The 24,304-nt window shown below is 59.8% G+C and carries 19 protein-coding genes and 1 pseudogene; 15 read left to right on the forward strand and 5 right to left on the reverse strand.

Annotated elements, in window-relative coordinates:
• Nucleotides 1-31 precede the first annotated feature (31 nt).
• Entirely contained in the window at nt 32-1,801 is a 1,770-nt protein-coding gene (locus tag BLS41_RS26965; protein ID WP_074770399.1) for a hypothetical protein, read from the reverse strand.
• A gap of 412 nt (nt 1,802-2,213) precedes the next feature.
• Between BLS41_RS26965 and BLS41_RS26970 the strand changes: the two genes are divergently transcribed.
• From BLS41_RS26970 to BLS41_RS26980, 3 genes and pseudogenes are all read left to right on the forward strand, one after another.
• Nucleotides 2,214-3,011, forward strand: coding sequence for an SGNH/GDSL hydrolase family protein (locus BLS41_RS26970; RefSeq protein WP_074770401.1), 798 nt, complete (start codon nt 2,214-2,216; stop codon nt 3,009-3,011).
• A 619-nt stretch (nt 3,012-3,630) separates the two neighbouring features.
• Nucleotides 3,631-5,949, forward strand: a pseudogene (locus BLS41_RS26975) (GH92 family glycosyl hydrolase); the annotation flags it as partial.
• A gap of 110 nt (nt 5,950-6,059) precedes the next feature.
• Nucleotides 6,060-8,720 (forward strand): GH92 family glycosyl hydrolase, encoded by a 2,661-nt coding sequence (locus BLS41_RS26980; protein ID WP_074770405.1) that lies wholly within the window; start codon nt 6,060-6,062, stop codon nt 8,718-8,720.
• Between the two features lie 72 nt (nt 8,721-8,792).
• On the opposite strand, the gene BLS41_RS26985 is transcribed toward BLS41_RS26980, so the two are convergent.
• Complete coding sequence (locus BLS41_RS26985) at nt 8,793-9,743, reverse strand: TetR/AcrR family transcriptional regulator (RefSeq protein ID WP_253189765.1); 951 nt, start codon at nt 9,741-9,743, stop codon at nt 8,793-8,795.
• Between BLS41_RS26985 and BLS41_RS26990 the strand changes: the two genes are divergently transcribed.
• The 3 genes from BLS41_RS26990 (at nt 9,663) to BLS41_RS27000 (ending at nt 13,315) form a co-directional block, all read left to right on the forward strand.
• The gene (locus tag BLS41_RS26990) at nt 9,663-10,511 is read left to right on the forward strand and encodes a fumarylacetoacetate hydrolase family protein (RefSeq protein ID WP_074770409.1); all 849 of its coding nucleotides are present in this window, start codon (nt 9,663-9,665) and stop codon (nt 10,509-10,511) included. The two genes, BLS41_RS26985 and BLS41_RS26990, sit on opposite strands and share 81 nt — an antisense overlap.
• An 84-nt stretch (nt 10,512-10,595) precedes the next feature.
• On the forward strand, nt 10,596-11,540 hold the full coding sequence (locus BLS41_RS26995) for a VOC family protein (RefSeq protein ID WP_143026371.1): 945 nt from the start codon (nt 10,596-10,598) through the stop codon (nt 11,538-11,540).
• 140 nt (nt 11,541-11,680) lie between these two features.
• Nucleotides 11,681-13,315 carry a bifunctional 3-(3-hydroxy-phenyl)propionate/3-hydroxycinnamic acid hydroxylase MhpA gene (locus BLS41_RS27000; protein ID WP_074770413.1) on the forward strand — a complete coding sequence of 545 codons (1,635 nt, stop codon included), beginning with the start codon at nt 11,681-11,683 and terminating at the stop codon, nt 13,313-13,315.
• A 99-nt stretch (nt 13,316-13,414) separates the two neighbouring features.
• On the opposite strand, the gene BLS41_RS27005 is transcribed toward BLS41_RS27000, so the two are convergent.
• On the reverse strand, nt 13,415-13,987 hold the full coding sequence (locus BLS41_RS27005) for a nuclear transport factor 2 family protein (protein WP_074770416.1): 573 nt from the start codon (nt 13,985-13,987) through the stop codon (nt 13,415-13,417).
• Nucleotides 13,988-14,115: 128 nt separating this feature from the next.
• Between BLS41_RS27005 and BLS41_RS27010 the strand changes: the two genes are divergently transcribed.
• The 4 genes from BLS41_RS27010 (at nt 14,116) to BLS41_RS27025 (ending at nt 17,307) form a co-directional block, all read left to right on the forward strand.
• Nucleotides 14,116-15,018: a LysR substrate-binding domain-containing protein gene (locus tag BLS41_RS27010; protein ID WP_074770418.1), complete on the forward strand. Its 903-nt coding sequence runs from the start codon at nt 14,116-14,118 to the stop codon at nt 15,016-15,018.
• Nucleotides 15,019-15,178: 160 nt separating this feature from the next.
• Nucleotides 15,179-15,514, forward strand: a complete 336-nt coding sequence (locus BLS41_RS27015; RefSeq protein ID WP_074770420.1) for an ArsR/SmtB family transcription factor — start codon at nt 15,179-15,181, stop codon at nt 15,512-15,514.
• On the forward strand, nt 15,511-15,972 hold the full coding sequence (locus BLS41_RS27020) for an SRPBCC family protein (RefSeq protein WP_074770422.1): 462 nt from the start codon (nt 15,511-15,513) through the stop codon (nt 15,970-15,972). Before BLS41_RS27015 ends, BLS41_RS27020 begins: the two co-directional genes overlap by 4 nt.
• Nucleotides 15,973-16,257: 285 nt before the next feature.
• Complete coding sequence (locus BLS41_RS27025; protein WP_074770424.1) at nt 16,258-17,307, forward strand: DUF2278 family protein; 1,050 nt, start codon at nt 16,258-16,260, stop codon at nt 17,305-17,307.
• Between the two features lie 14 nt (nt 17,308-17,321).
• On the opposite strand, the gene BLS41_RS27030 is transcribed toward BLS41_RS27025, so the two are convergent.
• On the reverse strand, nt 17,322-19,127 hold the full coding sequence (locus BLS41_RS27030; RefSeq protein WP_074770426.1) for a cytochrome P450: 1,806 nt from the start codon (nt 19,125-19,127) through the stop codon (nt 17,322-17,324).
• 407 nt (nt 19,128-19,534) lie between these two features.
• Between BLS41_RS27030 and BLS41_RS27035 the strand changes: the two genes are divergently transcribed.
• The 5 genes from BLS41_RS27035 (at nt 19,535) to BLS41_RS27055 (ending at nt 23,448) form a co-directional block, all read left to right on the forward strand.
• On the forward strand, nt 19,535-20,530 hold the full coding sequence (locus BLS41_RS27035; RefSeq protein ID WP_074770428.1) for a fatty acid desaturase family protein: 996 nt from the start codon (nt 19,535-19,537) through the stop codon (nt 20,528-20,530).
• 163 nt (nt 20,531-20,693) lie between these two features.
• Nucleotides 20,694-21,074: an NUDIX hydrolase gene (locus BLS41_RS27040; RefSeq protein WP_074770430.1), complete on the forward strand. Its 381-nt coding sequence runs from the start codon at nt 20,694-20,696 to the stop codon at nt 21,072-21,074.
• 92 nt (nt 21,075-21,166) lie between these two features.
• Nucleotides 21,167-21,355, forward strand: a complete 189-nt coding sequence (locus BLS41_RS27045; RefSeq protein ID WP_074770432.1) for a hypothetical protein — start codon at nt 21,167-21,169, stop codon at nt 21,353-21,355.
• Nucleotides 21,356-21,475: 120 nt separating this feature from the next.
• Nucleotides 21,476-22,624: an FAD binding domain-containing protein gene (locus BLS41_RS27050; protein ID WP_074770434.1), complete on the forward strand. Its 1,149-nt coding sequence runs from the start codon at nt 21,476-21,478 to the stop codon at nt 22,622-22,624.
• 161 nt (nt 22,625-22,785) lie between these two features.
• Nucleotides 22,786-23,448, forward strand: coding sequence for an acyltransferase (locus BLS41_RS27055; protein WP_074770437.1), 663 nt, complete (start codon nt 22,786-22,788; stop codon nt 23,446-23,448).
• A gap of 139 nt (nt 23,449-23,587) precedes the next feature.
• Here BLS41_RS27055 and BLS41_RS27060 read toward each other — a convergent pair whose 3' ends face one another.
• Nucleotides 23,588-24,244 carry a TetR family transcriptional regulator gene (locus tag BLS41_RS27060; RefSeq protein ID WP_074771212.1) on the reverse strand — a complete coding sequence of 219 codons (657 nt, stop codon included), beginning with the start codon at nt 24,242-24,244 and terminating at the stop codon, nt 23,588-23,590.
• Nucleotides 24,245-24,304 lie beyond the last annotated feature (60 nt).

Genomic DNA, 24,304 nt, shown 5'->3' on the forward strand with positions numbered 1-24,304 from the left:
TGGTGACTTTTACAACGTTACAGTAATCAGCTTAGTAACTGATGCTGTTGTAACCATCGGTGCCGAGTCCGTTCGCATACGATCCGCTGAGATTCAGCTTGCCGCGAGCCACCTCGCTTTGCCTCGTCTGACTCAGCAGCCAGTCGTAGCTGGAAGTAATGCCGTTGGCGTACACCCACGTCATTTTATGGCTGCCGTTAGCCAGCGCATCCCAGTAGATGCCCAATTTCGTGGACGTCGCCAACAGATTGCTCAGCAGCGTGTTTTCTTCCGTTTCGGACGTGGTCGTCGGGTCCCAGCTTGCATACGGAATGGTGACGCCGGCAAGACTGGTGAAGAGCGTTTGTGTCTGATTCCAGTAGCCGGTGGCTGTGGCGTCGCCGGTCATGTTGGTGGCGAGAATGTTGTCGTCGGAAATCGAGTAGTACCAGTTCTGCCAGTTCGGGTTGGTGATAATCGTTCCGTCAGTTGGGTACGTGAAGTACGATTTGCCGTTATAGCTGGCGCTCTTGTTGTAGTTGTTGCCCCATTGCGACGCGATTGCCCAGATGCCCGCGAAGTAGTTGTCGCGCTGGGCTGCCATATCCAGTAACTGCATGCCGCCCATCGACTGACCGGACGCGTAGATGCGATTGGTGTCGATGTTATAGGTGGACGTAATGTAGTCCATCAGTTGCCAGGTGGCGGGGAGATATTCGTTGCCCGTCAGGTTATCGGCCACGCTTTGACCCGAGTTAGGTATCTGCGGAATGACGACGATCAGTCCCGCGTAACCTTGAGCCTTGGCCAGTGCCTGCACTCTGTCTGAAGCATAGTTCGCCGCTTCCTGCGCTTCGGTCAGGCTGATAAGCGGATCGTCGCCCAGGCCGCCCGCATCTTCGATATGCAGTACAACCATGTACTTCTTGCTTGCATCGTAATCGGCGGGAACGAAGAGGCTGTACTTCAGACTGACGTCATGGTACTGGCCGTCATACTCGCTGAAGCAATGAGTAGCCTGAAACGGAGTTCCCGCCACCATCGAAAGTATGGTTGCATTGGGATAAGTGATGGCAACGCCATTAGACGTCGTACCCGAATAGGAAGGCGTCACCGCGTCTGTATAAAGCTTATATCCCGTGATGCCGTTTATCACGTAAGACGTGTCGTCCAGAACCGTGTCCAGGTACACGGAGTTATCGCTGCCGTCGGGAGCGAAGTTATAGTAATAGTCTGACACGTAGTTACTTTTCACCGTCGTGCTGGGGCTAATGGTCACGTCGTCGGCGAGTGTGATGGCTGCTTTCTGTTCTATTCCTCCAGCCACGCCGGCTCTCCAGTAAGGAACAGCGTCCGCCAGCAGATAATTGGTGTTGAGTTCGATGATCACGTAATTGCCGCTTGCGGCACCCGTGTGATTCGTCGAATCAATCGTCGGCGTGGAGTTCACATAGACGTAGGCAGGCGCGCCGGGCGTACCGGTTTGTTGTGCAAAGGCCGGATACGCGCCATTCAAACCATTCCGGGTGGCCGCGGCGGAATCATCGTAGTTCTGCGCAAGATTGGCGTAGCTGTAGGCGTTGTAGGTGTTCAGGTTCACCGAGCCTGCTGTCAGCGTGTCCTTGTATTTGACGACGATTGCCTGAACCTTGGGGCCGTCGAGATCGACGAACGAAATCGTGGAAACACTCGATATGTCGTCGTCGGCTTTAATCGTTGAAGGTGTCAGCGAGTGACTGTCACCGCAGCCGGAAAGTGCGATTCCGGAAATCATGCATGCGGCCAGATATCTATACTTCTTCACGTCCAGTGCAACTTTCATTGAGATCATCTCCAGAATTATTTTAATGAACCATCGCCCGCGACCCGCTATCGTCGAAGGATTTTTATTTCTACGTGAATACTAGCTTCGAGATAACTTTCTTCGCGTTACGAAAAAGTCATCTTCGCTGGCACTTTTTGTTGGGCTGATGGTTTTCCCGAACGCTCGGGGTCGCGCAAAAAACGAAGTGACCAATAGCCCGGTCGCGTGGCAGACTGGGCGTCAATCAGCTGGAGATGAAGCAGGAATTCTGGAGATGGTTCGACCGTCCGCAAGCCGCTTGTTCGTCAACATGGCGCACCAACCTGGCGAATTGCCGACGCCAGGCCACAACTTTCGTTGAATACCCAATTCCCGGTTAACTGCACAGATCTACATTCATGAACTATCTATTCCATAAGGCCAGTGCAGCATGAAGCTTTCGCAACAAAATGCTTACTACGTTGCCCTTGGCAGTTCATTCGCGGCTGGTCTCGGACTCGGTCCTCGCGCGCCAGGAAGTCCGATAGTTTCGCAGCGCAGCCAGAACGGTTACCCACAGCAACTCGCTCGCCTTCTCGATGTGTCGTCGTTTGCCGATATGACTTCTTCCGGCTCGACCGTTCATCAGGTGTTGAACGGCGGCCAGTGGTATATAGGCCCGCAGGTGGATGCACTCGGTCCCGACACCCGTCTCGTCACGCTCACTGCCGGCGGCAACGATGTCGGATATATCGGCGATCTCATGTTTTCGGCTTACCGGAATCGTAGAGGTGTACTTGGCTTTCTATGCCGGCTTCTCTGGAAAGGCCCGAAGTCTCTTGACCAGCGAGACTTCGACGCGCTCGATACAAACATGCGTGCAACCCTTGCCGAGATACGTCGCAGGTCGCCGAACGCACTGATCATCGTCGCGACGTATCCAACCCTGCTCTCAACCAATGCGCGGTGCCAGGAACTCGGGCTGACCGATGATCAGATCAAACTCATGTTGCCCGTCGGCGAGAAGCTGGCCGAAATAACCCGTATTGCCGCCGTCGATGCCGGGGCGACGATCGTGGACATGGCTGCATTGTCGGCTGATCACGATGTATGCGGAAACGAACCGTGGGTGAACGGCGCCTTTCCGAAAATCGGGACCGCATTCCATCCGACATTCGCTGGCGCGCAGGCAATGGCGCAGGCTATTTTCAGTCGAATTCAAGAGGTTAGCGGCGCACTGGTCTCTTGATGTTCACGGAAGTTTGCGGAAACACAGTGCATTCGAATTCCGAGGCAAATTCAAAACGATCCGATGGTCTCGAAGGCTGCCGCTTGTCCATTCACCCGCCAATCCGCATAAATATTTCAATACGACAACGGCATTTAAACCTATAAAAGTCAATAAATTTAAAACACATTTACAAATATCATTTGCCAAATCATAATTTTATAAATTAAAAAATCTCAGTCCATTTGTTTAGCAAATTGAATAAACATAACCTGATGCCACGACACCGTTGACACAGGATATTTCATCCGTCTAGACTCGCAGCACATCTTCAGTTGATCGGAAATTCATAAGAAATGTTTAGGATATTTACTAAACAATGCCGATAAAAACCGGACATGCAATAAATCAGTCCGTTTAGAAATATGCGCAATATATACCGTTCTCATTTCCATCCTGGTTAATCGGATGTGACATGACACGCGCGTTGCACTGAAGCCCGTCACTGAATTATCCCTAAGCGACATTGAAAAATTCGACAGCTTCAAAGGCGTGGAGATTGTTCGGACAAACAGCAGCGGCATCGAATAGGGAGCGCACAGACGCCCCCGCATAGCCGTATGCACAGGAGACGAAGACAGTGAAAACAGTTCGTGCACAGGCACTGTGTGCGTTCGTCGCGGCGCTGCTGACAGCATGTGGCGGCGGCACGGATAGCCACGGTACAGGCAGCGAAAATAGCAATACGGCCTCGGCCGGCGCCGCCGCACCGGCCACACCGCCATCGCCTGCCTCGGCCGCCCAGGACCTGCCGCTCACACAGTACGTCGATCCGTTGATCGGCACGCTCGCCAGCACCTCGCCCAACCCGGTGCCGGCGGGCCAGGCCGGTAGCGTGATCCCCGCTGCGGGTTTGCCGGACGGAATGGTGCAATGGTCGCCCGACACGAACACGACGCCCGCCCCATCGACCAGTCAGGAACCGGGATCGCCCGCAGGCTACTACTACGACCTGAACACGATCCAGGGTTTCAGCCTGATGCACATGAGTGGCGCGGGCTGCGGCGGCAACGGCGGCGAATTCCCCATCATGCCGACCACCGACGCGGCGCAACGGGTCCCGAGCTTCAGTCACGCGAATGAGCACGCGGCCCCCGGCTACTACTCCGTCGCGCTCGACAATGGCATCAAGGTCGAATTGACGGCGACACTGCGCACCGGCTTCGGCCAGTTCACCTACCCCGCCGGGCAACCGTCGATTCTCGTGCTGGACACGACCCGAACCAACACGAGATCCAGCACGACCGGCACAGTCTCCCGCGTGTCGGCAACGGAGCTGTCAGGCTCGACGATCAGCCAGGGCTTCTGCAATCACACCACCCCGGTCACGGTCTATTTCGATGCAGTGTTCGACCAGCCGTTTGCGTCGGCATCGTCGATTGGCAACGGCGTCGCGCAGTTGAAATTCGCGACCGGTGCAACCGTGCGGATGAAGATCGGCATCTCGTTCGTGAGCGCGGCGAATGCGAAGCTCAATCTCACCGCCGAGAACGACGCATGGGATTTCGACGCGACCCGCAAAGCCGCCGACGCCGCGTGGAACCAGCGCCTGAACGCAATCCAGGTGAACGGCGGCAGCCACGACGATAAGGTCAAGTTCTACACGGCGCTCTATCACACTCAGTGGTCGCCCAGTGTGTTTAGCGACGTCAACGGACAGTACATCGGGTTCGACAACACGACCCATAGCGTGGCGGCCGGGCAAGGCGCCCAGTACACGAACTTCTCAGGCTGGGACATCTACCGGTCGCTGATTCCGATGAAGGCGCTGCTATTTCCGCAGCAAACAAGCGACATGATGCAGTCGCTGATCAACGACGCCGATCAGTGCGGCGCGATTCCGCGCTGGGTCAACTACAACGTCGAGACGGGTGTGATGCCCGGCGATTCGGGCTCCCTGATGGTGGCCGGCGCGTATGCATTCGGCGCCAGGAACTTCGACACGCAGAGCGCGCTCGCGCACATGATGACCGTCGCCAATGTCCCCGGCACGAAATGTCAGATCGATACGACAGCCGAAGGGCGCGGCAGCTATCTGAAGTACCACTACATGACGGCCGACGAAAACGGTTGGGGACCGGCATCGTCCACACTCGAATACGCGAGCACCGACTTCGCGATGTCGCAATTCGCCGCTGCGCTCGGCAACACGGCCTTTCAGCAAGTGGAACTGGGGCGTTCCGCGTACTGGGAAAATCTGCTCGACACCGCCTCCACGCCGCCATTTATCACCGCGCGCGACGACAGCGGCAACTGGCTGTCGGCGGCCGATAACAGCGAATACGTCGAAGGCAACGCCGAACAGTACACGTGGATGGTCCCGCACGACGTCGGCGGCCTCTTCACGAAACTGGGCGGAAACACCGTCGTGCTGAAGCGGCTCGACACGTTTTTCTCGCAACTGAATGCGGGCACGACGCTGCCGAACTTCTACATGGGCAACGAGCCGACGTTCACCGTGCCCTGGCTCTACAACTGGGCGGGCTCGCCGTCAGGCACGCAGAACATTGTCCAGAAGATCATGACGACCGTCTTCAGCACGAAGCCCGACGGCTTGCCGGGTAACGACGATCTCGGCGCAGTGTCCGGCTGGTATGTGTGGGGCGCATTGGGTCTGTACCCGGAGATTCCGGGTGTCGGCGGACTCACGATCGGCAGCCCGCAATTCGAGTCCATCACCGTGCGGCTCGGACACGGCAAGACCTTGCAGATCAATGCGCCGGGCGCGCCGGCGTCGAACTATGTGCAGAGCCTCAGCGTGAACGGCACCGATCAGCCGGGCACATGGCTTTCGCTCGATGCGCTCGCGAACGGCGCAACGATGAATTTCACCATGGGTCGCGCGCCCTCCACGTGGGGAACGCAAACCTCGAACGCGCCACCGTCCTTTGATGCCCCTGCGGGTTCGTTGTAAAGCATGCCGTCGGGATGATGAGGAGCCCGACGGTTGCAGTCCAGGTTTCATGATGACATCGCTCGATGCATCCAATAAAAAAGAAGGAGATACGCATGAAGAATCTGCTGAAGCTCGCCGTGGTCCTGACGAGCGTCGCGGCGCTCGCGGGCTGTGGTGGCGACGATCATCCATCGCAAAGTACGCAGGCGGGAGGCGATTCGGCCACGACGCCGGGCGATACCGGTACGTCTGGCACCACGCCGCCTGTGGTCGAGCAGCGCGTGAACCTGCCGTTGACGCGCTACGTCAATATTTTCATCGGCACGCAGGTGGCGACGACAGGCGGCGGCTTTTCGGGTAACACGACACCCGGCGCGCAGACGCCGTTCGGCATGGTCAGCTTCGGTCCCGACACGGCATCTGCGCCGCCCGGCGGATATGCGTACACCGACTCGACGATCAGCTTCTTCAGCCTGACCCACCTGAGCGGCCCGGGATGCGGCGGCCAGGGCGGCGGCGGCGGCCTGCTCCCCTCCATTTCGTCCGCTCAGATCGATCCGGCTAATCAGGGTAAAAATATCGTCATCGGCGACGGCTCCGGCGACTTCGATCACGCGAACGAATCCGCGCAACCCGGCTATTACAAGGTCACGAGCAACGCCGGCGTCACGAGCGAACTGACGGCTACGGCTCGCACCGGCATGGCACGCTTCACCTATCCTGCGAGCGCCCGATCCAATGCCGTGCTCGTCGTCGATGCAACGGTGTCCACCGACCAGCACAGCAGCGGAACCCGCCCTGGCTCGATCACGCTGGACGCCGCCAACCGGACCGTTTCAGGCACGAGCATCGTCGGGGCATTTTGCGGCGGCACGTGGAACAAGCCGGTCTATTTCTACGCGCAATTCGACACGCCTCTGACGTCGGCATCGTCGGGCAAGAACGGTGTGGCGATTCTGCAATTCGACCTGTCGGCGAGTAAAACGAACGCTGTTCTGTATAAGGTCGGCATCTCTTCCGTCAGCGTGGCCAATGCGAAGGCCAATCTCATCGCCGAGAACTCGGGGTGGGATTTCGATGCAGCGAAGGCCGCTGCGGATAGCACGTGGGAAAACAGTTTGAACGCCATCCAGGTGGATCTCGCCGATCCGCAGAAGATGGCCGGACTGAGCGCGTCACAGCAAACCGTCGCGCAAAAAAATCTGACGCTGTTTTATTCGGCCTTCTATCGCTCCTTCAGCGGGCCGACGATCTACAGCGACGTGAACGGCGACTATCGCAGCATGAAGCAGACCGCGCTGAGCGAGAACGACGGCAATTCGTTCCCGGCCAGAGCCACAGCAAACATCGCCAGCGACGACGCGTTCCAGGACGGCAACGGCAAGACCGTCGTGCCTGCCGCGCACTATTCCGGCTTTTCGATCTGGGACACGTACCGTTCTCTCACGCAACTGCAGGCGCTGCTCTTCCCCACCATTTCCAGCGATACGGTGCAGTCGCTGATTGCCGATGCGAAGCAATGCGGCGCGCTTCCTCATTGGGTCGACGGCAGCGACGATACGAAGCCGATGGAAGGCAATCACGCGCCAAGTCTCGTTGCAGGCGCTTATGCGTTTGGCGCGCGGAACTTCGATACGGCAACGGCGCGAACTTATATGATCAGTAGTCAGACAGATCCGGTCAGCAGTTGCAACAATATGCTGAGCGTCGGACGCGTATCGACCAGCAACGACGCGAGCGTGATTCCCAACTGGCTCGATAAGGGATATATCGCAACGGCCACGCCGTCGAGCAGTCCGTTCCATACCTCGTCGGTGACGATTGAAATGACCACGGCGGATCGTTCGGTCGGCGCGTTTCTGTCTTACCTGCCTACCGCGAGTTCGGACCAGACGGCAATCAACGGTTTCTTCCAGCGATCCGGCAACTGGAAAAATATCCTCAACTCACAAACGAAGACGCTTCAGGCGCTGAATTCGGCGGGCAGCTTCACGACCAATGCCGATCTGGGCTGCAACTCCGCGTGTCCTGGCACGCTGTTTCACGAAGGCACGGAGCCGCAGTACTTCTGGAATCTCGATCATGACTATACGGCGCTGATTGCGGCGATCGGCGGTAATAGTGCCGCTACCGCACGCCTGGACACCCTGTTCGGTATCGACAGAAGCGCAGGCTTTCCGCCGTCGTCGGCGCCGCCGGTCAGCGCGTTGAACGGCGGCATGAACAGCAACCAGTTTTATATCGGCAACGAACCCGGGCTGGTGGACCCGTGGGCTTATAACTGGACCGGGTCGCCGCAATCGACGCAGTACATCATTCCGCAGATCATGCAGCAGACGTTCCTGGTTTCGCCAGGAGGCCTGCCGGGCAATGACGATCTGGGTGCGACATCGACGTGGTATGTGTGGGCATCGCTGGGACTTTATCCGGTGGTGCCATCCGCACCGGGCCTGGCGATTTCGACACCGCAGTTTTCCGGAATCACGGTATGGCTCGGCAACGGCAAGAAGCTGCGTATCGAGAGCGATCGGCAGGCGATGCTGGACAACGTTCCTTATGTGAAGGAACTCAAGCTGAACGGTCAAACGTATAACGGCTCGTGGCTGCCGGTCGCCCAGATCGCCAATGGCGGCACGCTCTCCTACACGCTGTCTACCGCACCGACTACGTGGGGCGCATCCGCCGATCTCACGCCGCCTTCGGGACCCAACGCGGATTACACCCGAAGTGTTGCGGCTCTCCCCAGCTCTTCGGCGGCAGCGTCGGCCCAGTAGTGTCGATAGCCTCCCCGGCCGTGTTGCCGGGGAGGCAACTTCAAAAAAATGGGCTTACTCTCACCCCACGCGCTAATCCAGCGCACCCACCTCACGCCCACGACCAATCCGCTCGAAGATCGCGCCGCGCGGTTCCGGACAATCGGCAATCGGCGCATAGGCGAGCGCGCGCGCTTCTTCCGCGGGAATGCCGAACGCCTGCATCAGAGCGCACATCGACTGCTCGGTGTAATCGGCCGGGGCATCTTCGGATAGCAGGGTTTCAATGCCATAGCGGATCGAACCCAGTGCGATATCACGGGCCACGACCACGTCGGCGACCTTGAAACGCCCCTCTTCCAATCCGAGTTGCAGATCTCGCGTCAGGTATTCGTCGAGCAGACGCCCGCGCGATCCGCGCTTGGTGCCGACGCGCGTAATGAACGCCCCCCACAGCGGATAGCGCGACGCCATGCGCATATACAACCGCGAGCCGATCACGACGCGCTGAGCTGGATCTGCGATTCCGCGCACCAGCGGATCGATGACCGCCAGCACCTCGTCGCTGCTCTCGCCGGCCACCGCCGACAGCAGGTCCGCGGTCGTGCGGAAGTAGTTGTAGAACGTGCCCCGCGCGACTCCGGCAGCAGCGATGAAGTCGTCGATCATCGGCGCGTCCGGGCCCTTCTCCGCGAACACCACGAGCGCGCTTTCAAGCAGGCGGTTACGCGTCTTCTCCCGACGCATGGCGCCGACACGCGTGCGATGGTCTTCGACCGGTGGTAGCTCTTCCATTGTGTTTTCCATTGATTCAACCCGAATTTTACCAGCAGCCGCATGCGGGTTTATCCCGAGCTTTTTCACGTTGACGAATGTGTCAACTCTACTAGAATACGAAATGACAAATTCGTCATTTTGATTGTGGTGCGTTGAATCAGGCACGAAAATCTTCAGGAGACAGCTATGCGGTTCATCAGTTTCGAGCAGGATGGAAAAGCGGTACTCGGTATCCGCGACGGTGAGCAGGTGCGCGTAATCGGCCATGAAACGCTCGAATCGCTGCTTGCACGGGGTGTGAATCTGCGCGACTACGCAGCACAGCACGCCAGTGACGAGAAAGTCGCGGTCAAGGATCTGAAGTTCCTGCCGCCGTTGCAACGGCCGCCGAAGATCATCTGCGTCGGCCTGAACTTCGCGGATCACACGTCGGAAAGCAAGTATGCGCAGCCCGACTATCCCACGCTGTTTTTCCGCGTCAACACGAGCCTGATTGCTCACGATCAGCCGATGGTGCGTCCGGCCGTGGCTGACTCCGAAGGCCTCGATTTCGAAGGCGAAATCGCGGTGGTGATCGGCAAGGGCGGCCGGCATATTTCGAAGGAAAACGCGCTTTCTCACGTGGCCGGCTACTCGGTGTTCAATGACGGTTCGGTGCGCGAGTATCAATTCAAAACGCCGCAATGGACAGTCGGCAAAAACTTCGACGGCACCGGCGCATTCGGCCCCGACCTTGTCACCGCAGACGAGTTGCCGCCGGGGGTAAAAGGCTTGCGCCTTGAAACGCGTCTGAACGGCGAAGTCGTGCAATCGGCCAGCACCGACGAAATGGTCTTCGACGTGGAGAGCCTGATCAGCATCATCAGCGAAGCGATCACCCTGGAAGCGGGCGACGTCATCGTGTCCGGCACGCCGTCGGGTATCGGCTGGGCGCGCACGCCGAAACTGCTGATGAAAGCCGGCGACGTGTGCGAAGTGAGCGTCGAAAAAATCGGCACGTTGAAGAACGTGATCGTAGACGAAGTCAAAGCGTAAATAACGTCCGTTGTATCTGCCCGGGAATACCGGGCAGGCAAGCGGCCTCAGAGCCCGCGCAACACATCATCAATGGAGACGACCATGGCTGATCCAGCAAATGTGCGTACCGTCGCAAGTGTTCATTCAATCGATCACTTCGCGCTGAACGTTCCTTCCCTCGACGAGGCCGAACGCTTCTTCGGCGCATTCGGACTCGACGTGACCTCGTGCGGCAACGAAGCGCGCGAACTCGAACTGCGGGCCGCCGACGGCCATCGTTGGGCGCGAGTGCTGCCCGCGTCCAGAAAATCGCTCGCCTATCTGAGCTTCAACTGCTTCGAAGCAGACTTCGCCGCCATCGCGGCTCAGGTGCGGGCAAGCGCGGCGCAGATCGTCGACGGCCCTGCAGGCAATCGCGCCGGACTCTGGTTTCACGATCCCGATGGCAACCTGATTCAGGTAAAGATCGGCCCCAAAACCAGTCCGTCGGCAAAGACGCCCTGCGTCGTCACCGGCAGCGCCGCCGACCAACGCGGCTCGCATACGCGATCCTCTGCAACGCAGGTCAAACCACGCCGCCTTTCGCATGTTCTGCTGTTCACGCCCGATGTGCTCCGCGCGCTCGATTTCTACGCGAACGCCATCGGCTTGCGTCTGTCGGACAAGTCGATCGACATCATTGCGTTCACGCACGCGCCGCACGGCAGCGACCACCATCTGGTCGCCTTTGCGAAGAGCAACGCGCGCGGCTGGCATCACGCCGCGTGGGACGTGGAGAACGTCAACATGGTCGGCGAAGGCGCGTCGCAAATGCAGGCGGCCGGCTTCGGCAAGGGCTGGGGCACCGGCCGCCACGTGCTGGGATCGAACTACTTCCACTACGTCCAGGACCCGTGGGGTTCGTTCTGTGAATACTCGGCGGATATCGATTTCGTCTCGGCCGGGCACGCATGGCCAGCAGGTGATTTTCCGCCGGAAGACTCGCTCTATCTGTGGGGGCCGCAGGTACCGGATGACTTCGTGCACAACTACGAAGCGTCGCGCTGATTTACCGTCCCGACCGGTCATCCGGTCGATGAAGTAAGGCCCAAGGGCCAAGTGTCCTTTCGTTCGTTTTCTTGATCGCATGGCAGCCAGATCGACTGGCGCCAGGGAAAAACTCGCTCTCTTTTAGCAGGTGAACTCAAATGACTGACCAGAATATTCTTGATGTCGTCATCGTCGGATACGGACCTGTCGGTCAATCACTGGCGATTCATCTCGGCGAACGCGGCTACCGCGTCGCGGTGTTCGATCGCTGGCCCGCGCTGTATCCGTTGCCGCGCGCCGTGTTCCACGATCACGAAATCCGCCGCGTCTTTCACGCGATGGGTATCGGTCAAGAAGTCGAAAAGATCTCGCAACCTTCAGCGATGTATCAATGGTTCAACGCGGACTGGAAGACACTGGTCGAAATCGACTGGTCGGCGGAATCGATCAGCGATGGCCCGGTCGGCTACCTGTTCAACCAGCCGTCGCTCGAAGCGCTGTTCGACAGCAAGGCGAAGTCGCTGCCCAGCGTCTGCGTGCAACAGGGTTGGGAAGCGACGGCGCTGCATCAGCACGCCGACTGCTGCGAAGTGACGTTGCGCCAGGGATCGATGATCGAAAGCGTGTGGACGCCGACCGGCGAAACGCAAACCGTACGCGCGCGCTACGTGATCGGCGCGGACGGCGCGAACAGCTTCGTGCGCAAATCGGCGGGCATCGCTTTCGAAGACCTGGGCTTTCAGGAAGACTGGCTCGTGATCGATCTGAAGCCGAATGAGGGCGTCAAACTCGATGTGCCGGACATCGGCCAATGGTGCAATCCCGCGAGGCCGACGACGATGGTGCCCGGCGGCCCCGGCTATCGGCGCTGGGAATTCATGCGCCTGCCGCACGAAACGCTCGACGAATTGCAGAAGCCGGAGAAGGTCTGGGAGCTACTGAAGCCGTGGGTCACGCCCGACGATGCGACGCTGGTGCGCTACGCGGTCTACACATTCCGCTCCCTGCTTGCGCAGAACTGGCATAGCGGCCGCGTCGTGCTCGCCGGCGATGCAGCACATCAGATGCCGCCGTTCATGGGCCAGGGCATGTGTTCCGGCCTGCGCGACGCATGGAATCTCGCGTGGCGTCTTGATCTGATCCTGAAGGGAATCGCGCCATCGGGTCTGCTGGAAAGCTATACGCCGGAGCGTCGGCCGCAAGTGCGTGCGGTGATCGATGCGTCGATTGCAATGGGCCAGGTGGTGTGCATTTCCGATCCTGAAGAAGCCGCGCGCCGCGACGCCGCGTATCTCGCGGGCAATGTGCCGCCGCTGCCGCCCTTCCCCGGCCTCGCCGATGGCGTGATCTGCAGGCAGAAGAATTTTTCCGTCGATACCGTTGCCGGGTTGCTGAGCGTGCACAGCCAGATCGAGAACGACGGCGAGGAAATGCGCTTCGACAATGTACTGCCGAACGGCTTTCACGTCATCGCAATCGATGCGGACCCCGAGTCGCATCTGGACGCCGTTGCGCAGGCGTCGCTCGCACGCATCGGGGCGCGGACTATCGGCATCACTACGGACATCGGCAAGGCGGTGGCGGGCCGCGTGCTGCTGGACAGGCGCGCCAAATATCAGCGCTTCTTCAACGAGCACGGTGTGAAGGCCGTGATCGTGCGGCCCGATTACTATGTGTTCGGTGCGGTGAAAAAGCTTGCCGACTTGCCCGCTCTCGTCGCGGATCTCGCGTCGCAATTGGGCGTCGAAGTCGAAGTTGAAATCGACGCAGGGCAAGAAGCCGCCACGGCTTGATGCAAGCCCTGGTCACTCGAGCGACAGCACAATCGTTGTCGCTCGAGCTGCTTGAGCCGCTTTAAAAGCGGCATCGCACCATGCGGATGAATCAGCCTCTTACGCGGCAAGCCAACGTTGTCCGCCCGCTTTCATTTCGCGCTCCAGCTCGCTCCCGCGAGTCGCGAAGACACGCTGCACAGGAAAGCCGCCTTTTTCCAGCAGATAGGCCAATGCAGCGTATTCACGCGGATATTTCGCTACCACGTCCCGGTCGATTTCCACGGGACCGCGAGGGAAAGTAAACGTCCCCATGTCATAAACGCTCTGCCGTTTAACCAGTTTCCACAAGCCGTCGCGTTTTTCGACCAGATCGTAAAAACGGTTGTGCGTCTCGCAGCCCAGATCCAGCCGAACGTTATCCGCGATGATCACTGCGTTCGTTTCCACGATCGCCTTGCTGCCGTTGAAACTCACCACAGGCGTGCCGATCAGATGCTTGGTTCGGAGATCCGACGCACCCATCTTGATGGACCCCGCGATGAAATCGGCAAATGGTCCTTCGAACCACGTCACCTCGATCACGCCGTCGGGATGAAACAGGCCGCGTAGCTGATCCCACTCGCCGAGGTCGCGATGCATCCAGCCCGTGATCAGGTCGGTAATCTGCATACGGTCTTCAAGGGTTTGCATGATGAATTTTCCTTTCGTGGTTAGGGCGCGAAGCGTGCGCATGGCTTCAAGAATCGTCCACAATGACTGCTAAATCAAATAGATTGAAATGAACGATTGATCATAAAAACTGATTGCCGAGGTCGATGATGGATTTACGCCACCTGCGCTACTTTCTTGCAGTTGCCGAAGAGGGCCATTTCGGACGCGCCGCGCGCCGCCTGAACATCGTCCAGCCCGCGTTGAGCATGCAGATTCGCGCGCTGGAAGAAGAGTTGGGCGGCCCGCTGTTCCTGCGCACCAGCCGCCGGGTCGAACTCACGGAAGCCGGCTTGCTGCTGCGTGAAGAGGCGCGTCGCACGCTCGATCAGGCGGAACACACGCGGCTCACCGTACAGCGCGCGATACGCGGCGAGACTGGCAGCGTCAGGGTGGGCTTCGCGGGCAACGCCGTGTTCAGCGGCAAACTGATCCACGATTTGCGGGCGTTTCATCGCACGTATCCTGACGCGGATCTGATCGTGCGGGAAATGGCCCCGCAATTGCAGGCGAACGCCGTCGTCGCGGGTCAGCTGGATATCGGCTACACGCCCGATCCGGGCATCGCTCGCGACGAGCGCCTGATCTACGAGTCGATCGGCGCATGGCGAATTCTGGTCGCGCTGCCGGGGGATCATCCACTGGTCGGCAGGAAACGCCTGACTGCCCGCATGCTGAAAGCCGCGCCCCTGATTGTCTATGCCGCTCAGGACGCCGATGAAAGCCTCGTTCACGCGTTGCGCCAGGTGCTCGACGGCCCGCCAGAGGTCACCTATCAGGCTGCCAGCACGCTGAGCGTCCTCGCGCTCGTGGCGTCGGGACTCGGCATTGCGCTCGTGCCCGAACCGATCGCGCAGATAACGCTCCCGGGCGTGGTCTACAAACCGCTCGATCTGCCTGGATTGTCGATGGACCTGATGAGAATCAGTCGCGTGGATGAAAGCTCGGGGGCGGTGCGCGCTTTTTTGACGTTAGCCCGTCAACGCGGCAAACGCAGCCGGGCCGATGAGTAGACGGTGATTGGCGGTGTGTTCATCGTTGGGTCTGTTTGATGATCGCTTCGCCGCCGGGCCAGCGGAGCTGGACTAGCCGGCCTTGCGAGAGCGCTGCGACGCATCTCCCTATCCACACAAAAACTTGACGCCGCTCATCGAGCGCCCTACTGTTCACCATATGGCGAAGTCTCCAGTCAGTCAACTCGATCGTACGTTTTCCGCCCTCGTGGACCCCACGCGGCGGGCCATTCTCGCGCGGCTGGAGCGTGAGCCCGGCCTGTCGGTGACGGATATCGCGCGTCCGCTGCCGCTCAAGCTGCCGGCGGTGATGAAGCATCTCGACGTGCTCAGCGATGCCGGCCTGATCGCGCGCACGAAGAGCGGCCGGACCGTATCGGTCGAACTCGTCGCCGCTCCGATGCAGGAGGCAATGGCGTGGCTCACGCGCTATGAGCGCTTCTGGTCCGCGAGTCTCGACCGGCTCGCCGACTTTGTCGAAGGAGAAGACGAATGAGCGAAAGCAAGCCCAGTCTGACGATCGTGCGGTATTTGAAGGCGTCCCCAGCGAAGGTCTACGCGGCCTGGACGCGTCCCGAGTTGATGACGCGCTGGTGGGGTCCCGATGCCGGACCGGTGCTGAGCGCCGAAGCCGATCCGCGCGTGGGCGGCAGTTTTCGCGTGGTGTTCCAGACTCTGGACGGCGAAACGCACGACTGCCGCGGCGAATACCGGCAGGTCGAGGCTGATCGCAAACTCGTCTTTACATGGGAGTGGGTCACGCTGCCGGAGCGGCGCTCTCTCGTGACGATCCAGTTGCGCCCGATCGATACAGGCACCGAGATGACATTCACGCATGCGCAGTTTTTCGACGAGGCGGCTCGCGATGGTCATCGGGTTGGCTGGAGCGGCGCGTTCGAAAAGCTGGAGGCTTTTGTTGCCGGGTGGGAAAGCAATGATGGGCTGGTGAACTGAACGACCCAGGCGGCAACCTGTTTCGAGCGTGGCGTCAGTCGTCAAATATACCAGGCAGTACCAATATCATATCGACGAGTATAAAAAAATCGCTGACCCTTCCCGCAAGATCAGGCCGTCCGCGTGTCGCCACGCTGGGCACCGACGAAAAACGCGACGCAAAACGGCGCGTTGAGCGCCGCGTGGCACGCGTCCACACGCGAGCTACGCGGCATATATGTCGTCAGTTGGACATCTGCCGCCGCTAAAGTAGTTCGATCACGACATCCACCACGGAGTGAGACGATGGGACAGATCAACTACAGTTGCCTGAAAGGAAAAATCGACCGTTTCAAGCCCGCGCCAGCCGGTAATCCTCATCTGTGGATGCTGATCGACGCAGGCTCCGACTCGTTCTTCGCCACGGTCAATATCCAGTCGTCGAAAGACGCGCCGGGTTCGCCCGTCGCCGAGACCTATCTCAACTTTCTCGTCGACGACGATTATCGTCACCCGATCGTCGATCATCTGCGCGAATTGCAGCCGGGTCTGAAGCAGCAGCAACGAACCTATGCGGCAGGCGCGCTCGACTACATCAAAGGCAATCTGTTCGATCCGCGCAAAATGCGTGTTCTGCCGAGTCAGAGTGCGGGTAGCGACAGCCTGATCGGCCGCTTGCAGGCGTTGTTCGGTCTCGCACGGGATCAGAACGACGACATCGTCATCGTCGGCAGTCAGTTCGCTACTTCACACGGTCAGACCAACGCCGTGTTCGGCGAGACGCCAGCATTCGGCATCGACAACACGCATATGGCCCAGGGCGATCCGCCCGACATCGACGCGAAGCTCCACGAAAACGGCACGTGGCATGACGGCGCGATTTTTCTTTTCAGCACCACCACCGACCGCGTCACCGCGATCTTTCTCGCGTTCCAGACGCAGGCCTGGCAGACCGATGCCCACGGCCAGGCGCTGGACGGCACCACCGGTTTCGAAGCGCCACGCTACGACCTGACGGGCGGCAAATTGGGCAATCCGCTTCCCGCGCCCGCGCCGCTTGCCGAGTTGACCTCGCTCAACCGTCTCGCCGACGGCAGCAGCCAGCTCGTTGTCGCGAACATGTCGACACAGCCGCTGGATCTTTCCGGCTGGAAGGTCACGACGCCCGACGCGTCACTCGATCTGTCCGCAACAACCATCGCGCCGGGCCAGCCGCTGTCGGTCACGCTGCAAAGCGGGTTCGTTGTCGATACGGGCGGCATTCTCTCGCTACTCGATGCGCGTGGATTGCGGGTCGACGGAGTGGCATACCCTGGCGGTCCCGCTACCGGATGGAGTACGAGCTTCGCGACGTGAACGAGCGATATCGCTCAATGCCGCGCGGTGAAATCGACACGCAGATTGCGCGGCATCATCGAAAACGAGAACACCTCCTCCACCGGGCTCGCGCCTGCGGATTCCGACAGATGGAAGTTCCGGCAGATCATCGCAACGGCGGAGCGTATTTCGAGCAGCGCAAGGCTGCGCCCGGGGCACAGGCGAGGCCCGGACCCGAACGGCACGAAACCGGCACGATGGCGCGCGGCGGCATCGTCGCCGGAGAGCCAGCGTTCGGGAGCGAACGAGTCGCCCCCGGCAGCGGCAGCGCTTGCGTCCACCAGCGCCGAATGACGCATCAGCAGCATGATGACGGTCCCCACCGGCACCTCGACGTCGCCGATCATCACGTCGCGATTGCCTTCGAGAGCCAGAAGCGGAGCAACCGGCTTGAGCCGCATGGTTTCGTTGGCGACGGCGTCGAGAAACGCAAGCCGGTCGGTATCGCCGAATTCTTCGACGAAGGCCGCCTGCCCCAACAGCGAGTCGACCTCGTCCTGCATGCGCCGCTGGACCGCGGGGTAGCGGCACATGAAATCGGTCATCCAGGCGATCGTGTTCGCCGTCGTATCTTCTCCGGCCAGAAGTATCGTAAATACGTTAGCAAACACCTCGTCGTCGGTTAATGGCGCCACGCCGTCTTCCTGAGCGACGATCAGGGCTTCCAGAAAGTTGGCCGGACGCAATGCCAGTTCGTGTGAGCGCGCCATACGCGCACGACTGTCGCTAATGAATCCGCCGACGATCTCGCGAAGCGCCTTCACTGCGCGATCGAGTTCCCTGTCGTCGGAGAGCTTGAAATAGTGCCAATAGGGAAACGGCGAATTGATCCGGCGGTTGAGCATTGGAAACATCCATTCGAGATGCCGCTGGATCACATCGCCTTCGCACTCCAGTGTGTTCATGTCGTAGCCGAGGGCGATATTCGTCGTCACGTCGACGGTATAGCGCATCAGGTCCTTCTGGATATCCACCGTCCGGTGTTCACGCGCCGCTTTGTCGAGGCGTGCTTTGAGGCGCGCGGTCACTTTGCACATCGTCGGAAAAAAGCTTCGCAGATGAGCCGGGTTCAACGCCTGCGCGACCAGCGAGCGCTGCCTGCGCCACGCGTCGCCTTCGGCTGAGAACACGCCGTTCATCCCGACCTCCTTCGAGATATTTTCGATCGCGTTCCAGCGCCTGTAGGTTTTCGGCCGGTCACGCAGGATCTGATTCACCAGCTCGGGATCGGCGATCACGACGAACGGGCGATGCATCAGCTTGTACGTATAAATTGGCCCGAACTCGCGGCACCACTCCTCCAGCGTGAGATGCAATTTCGTGGGATGCAGTTGAAGCAGGTTGCCCAGAAGCGGAATTCCCTTGGGGCCGGGAAGCTGTTCCAGCGAACGGACCGCGTGCGGCGCGGTCGGCGGCGGCGTACCTGCGCTTGCGTGCGTGGCTTTCCACTTAAGCAACTCATCCCTATCGACCCGCACGTCGGCGCCGTCGAGCAGCGTACCGAACTTTTGCAGACGCATACCGCCATGACCCTGCGTGCAACCCGACCCGCATTCGAACTGCCAGCCATGTCCCCGACAGGTCAGCACGCCATCGCGGATCGATCCTTCCGACAACAGCGTGCCCTGGTGAGGACACCGGCCTTCGAAAACGGTGATTGCATCCGCGTGCCTGATCACGACGAGTTCGACGCCTTCGGCCTGCGCCGCGGTGACGCTGTCTTCGACAAGCTCGGGCATCCGGGCCACGACGATTGTTTCGTGGTGACGCGGATTGCCTATACCAGTGCTTACTTCCATTGCCCGCTCCTTCGCGCGTGCATCCTCGGCCACAGACGTTACGCGTCAGAAAATGTCGGTTCAGGAACAGCGGTACGACCAGGTACGATCGCGCGTCACGTGCCATGCCGCAACGAGATTCAACGAACAATGATAGGTGCTATGGCGTCGCCGACAAGCTCTGCGTCGAGCGGCCGGGTGGCCGTTCATAGTCATTCTCGGCCGCATCGAAAAACAGCATGCGGGCAAGCAGGGAAAGTTGCGGAAAGGTTCGGGTGAGCGCAGCGGTTTGGCGGTGCAACAACCGCGGCACAGGGTTGTGCGCGTCTGCGCCTGTCTGTGCCGTGGCGTATGGCGGAATCAGCCGTCACATTGTCACGATGCGTTGCTAATGTCTGCGGCGAAAAATCATTCTCGACGGGACCACGATGGACTTACAGACATCCGCGAAGACGTTTTCAAACACGCCGAACGCGGAGCACGCGCCACACATCCGGCAGCGCATCGCGATTGATCTAAGGGCTAACCTGATCCTGTTGTGTGCGGTCGCAGTTTCCATTGTGCTGCTGTTCATCGTATGGCCGTATCTGCTGACACGCTACGGCGCCGCGGCTCTATGGCTCGCGTTACCTCTGGTTCTATCCGCGCCGACTCACTGGGGCCTGATCCACGAGGCGATTCATGGCCAGTTGCTCGGCACACGACGACTCAATGAGTTGCTTGGCCGCTCGCTCGCCATCGCCTACTGGCTGCCTTTCGATGCAGTGCGTTTCGGTCATCTGATGCATCATCGATTTACGCGTGAACCGTACGATCAACCGGATGTGCACCACCTCGCAACGAACCGGATCGCGGCGCGACTGGCCTACACCTTGCGTCTGCTGGGCGGACTCTATGTAGCGGAACTTGCCATTCCGCTTCTGGCTTTTCTGCCACCCGCATTCGCGGCGCGAATAGTCGCGCGGAGCATCGGCGCCGATGGTCCGTCGGGTAGCGATGTGCAACGTCTGTTCGTCGGCTTCGCGACTAACGTGGATCGGCGTCGCCGTATCCGGCGCGACTGGATACTTTCGCTTTGCGTGCACGTGCTGGCGTTGCATCTTTATGGCAAGTGGTGGCCCGCGCTTGTCGCGACGATGTATCTGCGGGGCGTGTGGCTTTCGCTCGCCGACAACCTGCCACACTACGACGTCTCGCTCGACGAACCTCAACGCGCGCGGAATTTCAGTGTTCCTGCCCTCTGGCGCCCGATATTGATGAATCATCATTTGCATCAGTTGCATCACCGTTATCCGACGCTGCCCTGGACTGCGCTTCCAGCGCTCTCACGCGATAACGCGCAGCCGCCATCGTCAGCAGATTCGGGGGCGTCGTACTTTGGCGCGGCACTCCGGCAATTTCTACGCTTCGGCAAGGTGCGTTAACCGGACTTCAGGTACGCGATAAAAAACCGTTCAAACCCGTGGAAAAGACGCGACGAACAGGCTCTTTTTCTTCCCCGTCAAAATTCGCATTCGGTACACTACGAACCACAACCAGGGCACCCCCGCCTCTCAAATCGTATAGAGAAAGATTACCGGAGCGCACTTGAGGAAACGAGCCACTGTTATCTGTCGACGAGGCCAGCGAATTCTGCTGGTCGCAAGACGTCAATCGAAATGGGCGTTGCCGGGTGGCATCCTCAAGCACGGTGAGCATCTGTCGGCGGCCGCGCTGCGCGAGCTTAAAGAGGAGACACGCCTTTCGGGCAAGTCGGCGAAATATCTCTTCCAATATCGCGGTGCGCAGAAACACCATCACGTTTTTTCCTGCGATGTCTCGAAGCGGGCCAAAGCTCGTGCGAGCAACGAAATTGCAAGATGCCGCTGGGTTCATCTCGAGGACATCGCCCGCCTGACGACCAGCGCGCCGACGAAAGTCATCGTCAAGGCGCTCAGCGAAAAACGCTCCGGTTCCCGGGGGAAGTAACGCGGCAATGCAACGACCGGCTTCGATAATTAACTACGAGATCCGTAGCCGGTCGATCTGAACAGCGGGCAACGCGCCTCGCGCATCGTCGGATGCAATTCGAGCAGCAGCACGACGAAGCACCGCAAATGGCCGCGCTATATCCCGTCGTCTACTCCGCCTGGTTCCCCGCAAGCCGCGACATCGGCGCGCTCGACACACCGATTGCGATCGCGACGAAACAGGGTTTTAATGGGGACGCGGTTCGCGCCTCACTGTTTTCCACCGACGACAAGACATAGACAAGCTCGACGCAGCCCGTGAGCGGGCGGCCACGCTCGTCGACGACAAGCCGATCAGCGGCGTGCAAACGCCAGTGGTCTTCTTCCATGCGCTGCGTTCAGCAGCATTGAGGAGCCAGCATGAGCACTCTGAAGAAACCTCGCGCCGTCGTGATCGGCGGCTCGCTGGGCGGCCTGGTCACCGCCGCCACGATGCGAGCGGCCGGCTGGCAGGTCGACGTGTTCGAAGCTTCGCCGAACCAGCTTGAAAGCCGCGGCGGCGGTGTCGTGCTGCAACCGGACGTGCTAGGCGCATTGCAGTTTGCCGGTGTCGCGCTGCCCGATCCGCCGGGCGTGCCATCGGGCGATCGCATCTATCTGGACCGCGAGGACAATCGCGTGCAGGAAATGTACATGCCGCAAACGCAGACTTCGTGGAGCCTGCTTTACCGCGCGATGAAAAACGCGCTGCCGCAACAGCACCTGCATGCAGGCGAAACCTTCGTCGATTTTCGCGTGGATGGCGAGCAGATCGTCGCGCTGTTCGAAAGCGGACGCAGCGAGCAGGCGGATCTGCTGATCGGCGCCGACGGCATCCGCTCGACGCTGCGGGAGCGTCTGCTGCCCGGCATCTTCCCCGTCTACGCGGGCTACGTAGCGTGGCGCGGACTTGTCGACGAACCCGCTTTGCCGATGCACGCGGCCGACACCTTGCGCGAGCGCTTTTCGTTTCAGGAAGGCGACGGCCATTCGGGACTCGCCTATCTGATTCCGGGCGAAGACGACTCGACCGTAGCCGGTGAGCGTCGCTGGAACTGGGTCTGGTATCGCAAATACAGCCGCGAGGCAGTCGGTCAGTTACTGGTTGACCGGGATGGCGTTCAGCGCTCGTTCTCGTTGCCGCCAGGCTCGACTAAAAGCGCCGATATCGCGCAGCTTCGCGACGACGCAACGACTATGATGGGGCCGACATTCCGCGCACTGGTCGATGCCACCGTCGAGCCGTTCATGCAGCCCATTGTCGATCTGCTCGTACCGAAGATGGTGTTTGGCCGGGCGCTGCTGCTCGGCGACGCGGCTTCGGTTCCGCGTCCGCACACGGCGGGCAGCACGGCCAAGGCGGCGGCCAATGCGCACGCGTTGGCGCTCGCGTTGCTGTCGGCGCAAAGAAACGGCGAAACAATCGACTCTGCGCTCGCTGAATGGGAAACCCGTCAACTGCTGCGCGGAAAACAGATGACCGCTCTGGGCATTTTGCTCGGCGACCGGATGATGAAGATCGTCCGCTGATTCACGCGCGCCTGTTTTCAACCCGGACAAGTCGCCACCGGGCTTCTGCAAGGATGGTCCGTATAATTATCGAACGAAGCGCCCGTCAAACAGCGCGCGGTGGCGGTGCATTGTACGAATGGCCGCCATCGGCAGATAACAATTTAATAACGTATCAAACCATGAATCGCATCGAGAAAGCCTGGTTGAGATTTCGCAGCATCCCCAAGACCCTCTATTTCAATTTTCGCTATTTGCCCTTCTCACAGGCGATAAAGTTGCCGTTTGCTGTCTCCAGCAATACGTACCTGCTCTTGACGAAAGGCAAGGTGCACATCAATGCGCCGCTGACACGCGGCATGATCCAGATCGGTTTCGGCGAGGTCTACACATTCGATCAACATCGTTCACGGACAATGTGGTGTGTCGATGGAGAAGTCACCTTTGAAGGAACCGCCCATATCGGCCACGGCTCCCGGATACACGTGGGAGGCGAACTCGTATTGGGCAATAACTTTGTGATGACAGCCGAGAGCCAGATTATCTGTAATCGTCAGATAAAGTTTGGATCGGACGTACTGATTTCGTGGGAGTGCATGTTCATGGACAACGACTTCCACAAGATCATGGTCGATCGGCAAGTCGTGAACGATGCCCGGCCGATACTAGTCGGAAATCACGTGTGGTTCGGATGCCGCTGCACCGTCCTTAAAGGCTCTGAAATTGGCGACAACATCGTCGTGGCGGCGACTAGCACGGTGACAGGAAAACACCGTCAGCCGAACACAATCATTGGGGGGATGCCATTGGCGGTGCTCAAGGAATCGATTGAGTGGGAAGCGTGAAGCGATCGGGCAGTGAACATATGCAAGATCAATGTTGGGTGAAGACTTGCAAGGTCGATGGCCTGCCCCCTAATTGAACTACCCGCGAATCCAGATCAGGCATCGCAACCTTGATTGACGGTAACGCAACCCAAACGAATCACTCAACCGGATGAACGTCGTCACACCGCTGCCGCAACGAAGGCGAATGCCGCAGCATGCCGAGGCATGCATCCGCGAGATATTCCGCGTCTCTTGGAAGGACGATCGCCCCCTCGTCAAGCAGCCAGTCCCGCAGCACGCCGCCGATAAAAGCAGGCACCACCCCTGACGCCCGCACCGTGTCCAGGTCAGGCGGCAATTGCCCTCTCGCAATCGCGTTACGCAATGCAAGTTCCAGTTGCTCCCGTCCGTTGCGCGCGGCGTTTCGTTGCCGATCGAAGACGAGATCCATGTCGCGGGTGTGCTCGCACTTCGTGAACAGCACGTCGAACACGCGTCGGCTGTGCGGCTCGACCACCGCCTTGCCGAGGCAGAAAACCAGAAGCCGCCGGATCGTACCAAGCGGGTCCGGCTCGACGGGATCGACCGATGCCGCGACCAGCATCTCCATCGGCAGCATCACGCGATTCGTCACCGCGATAAACAGTTGGCCCTTGTTGCGGAAATGCCCGTAAATCGCGCCGCGCGTGAAGCCCGCGCGCGCCGCCACATCTTCCAGCGACGTGTGCGCGACGCCACGCTCGGCGAATACCCGCTCGGCCGCGTCGAGAATCTGATTGCGCGTTTCCTGCGCCTGTTGCCGTGTTTTTCTCATCTGTCGCTGCGCCGCTGCGTGACTCGCCGACCACGCGCCGCGTCCGGCGCGCTCCGGTTC

The sequence above is a fragment of the Paraburkholderia fungorum genome (assembly GCF_900099835.1).
Classification (GTDB): Bacteria; Pseudomonadota; Gammaproteobacteria; order Burkholderiales; family Burkholderiaceae; genus Paraburkholderia; species Paraburkholderia fungorum_A.

What these genes read in the sequence shown, in the direction of transcription:
- BLS41_RS27045 (WP_074770432.1), top strand. Translation starts at nt 21,167, where the DNA reads ATGCAATTCGAGCAGCAGCACGACGAAGCACCGCAAATGGCCGCGCTA.
- BLS41_RS27025 (WP_074770424.1), top strand. Translation starts at nt 16,258, where the DNA reads ATGGGACAGATCAACTACAGTTGCCTGAAAGGAAAAATCGACCGTTTC.
- BLS41_RS27030 (WP_074770426.1), bottom strand. Translation starts at nt 19,127, where the DNA reads ATGGAAGTAAGCACTGGTATAGGCAATCCGCGTCACCACGAAACAATC.
- BLS41_RS26965 (WP_074770399.1), bottom strand. Translation starts at nt 1,801, where the DNA reads ATGAAAGTTGCACTGGACGTGAAGAAGTATAGATATCTGGCCGCATGC.
- BLS41_RS27035 (WP_074770428.1), top strand. Translation starts at nt 19,535, where the DNA reads ATGGACTTACAGACATCCGCGAAGACGTTTTCAAACACGCCGAACGCG.
- BLS41_RS27060 (WP_074771212.1), bottom strand. Translation starts at nt 24,244, where the DNA reads ATGAGAAAAACACGGCAACAGGCGCAGGAAACGCGCAATCAGATTCTC.
- BLS41_RS27010 (WP_074770418.1), top strand. Translation starts at nt 14,116, where the DNA reads ATGGATTTACGCCACCTGCGCTACTTTCTTGCAGTTGCCGAAGAGGGC.
- BLS41_RS26990 (WP_074770409.1), top strand. Translation starts at nt 9,663, where the DNA reads ATGCGGTTCATCAGTTTCGAGCAGGATGGAAAAGCGGTACTCGGTATC.
- BLS41_RS26995 (WP_143026371.1), top strand. Translation starts at nt 10,596, where the DNA reads ATGGCTGATCCAGCAAATGTGCGTACCGTCGCAAGTGTTCATTCAATC.
- BLS41_RS27015 (WP_074770420.1), top strand. Translation starts at nt 15,179, where the DNA reads ATGGCGAAGTCTCCAGTCAGTCAACTCGATCGTACGTTTTCCGCCCTC.
- BLS41_RS26970 (WP_074770401.1), top strand. Translation starts at nt 2,214, where the DNA reads ATGAAGCTTTCGCAACAAAATGCTTACTACGTTGCCCTTGGCAGTTCA.
- BLS41_RS27005 (WP_074770416.1), bottom strand. Translation starts at nt 13,987, where the DNA reads ATGCAAACCCTTGAAGACCGTATGCAGATTACCGACCTGATCACGGGC.
- BLS41_RS27000 (WP_074770413.1), top strand. Translation starts at nt 11,681, where the DNA reads ATGACTGACCAGAATATTCTTGATGTCGTCATCGTCGGATACGGACCT.
- BLS41_RS27050 (WP_074770434.1), top strand. Translation starts at nt 21,476, where the DNA reads ATGAGCACTCTGAAGAAACCTCGCGCCGTCGTGATCGGCGGCTCGCTG.
- BLS41_RS26980 (WP_074770405.1), top strand. Translation starts at nt 6,060, where the DNA reads ATGAAGAATCTGCTGAAGCTCGCCGTGGTCCTGACGAGCGTCGCGGCG.
- BLS41_RS27055 (WP_074770437.1), top strand. Translation starts at nt 22,786, where the DNA reads ATGAATCGCATCGAGAAAGCCTGGTTGAGATTTCGCAGCATCCCCAAG.
- BLS41_RS26985 (WP_253189765.1), bottom strand. Translation starts at nt 9,743, where the DNA reads ATGGCCGATTACGCGCACCTGCTCACCGTCGCGGATACCGAGTACCGC.
- BLS41_RS27020 (WP_074770422.1), top strand. Translation starts at nt 15,511, where the DNA reads ATGAGCGAAAGCAAGCCCAGTCTGACGATCGTGCGGTATTTGAAGGCG.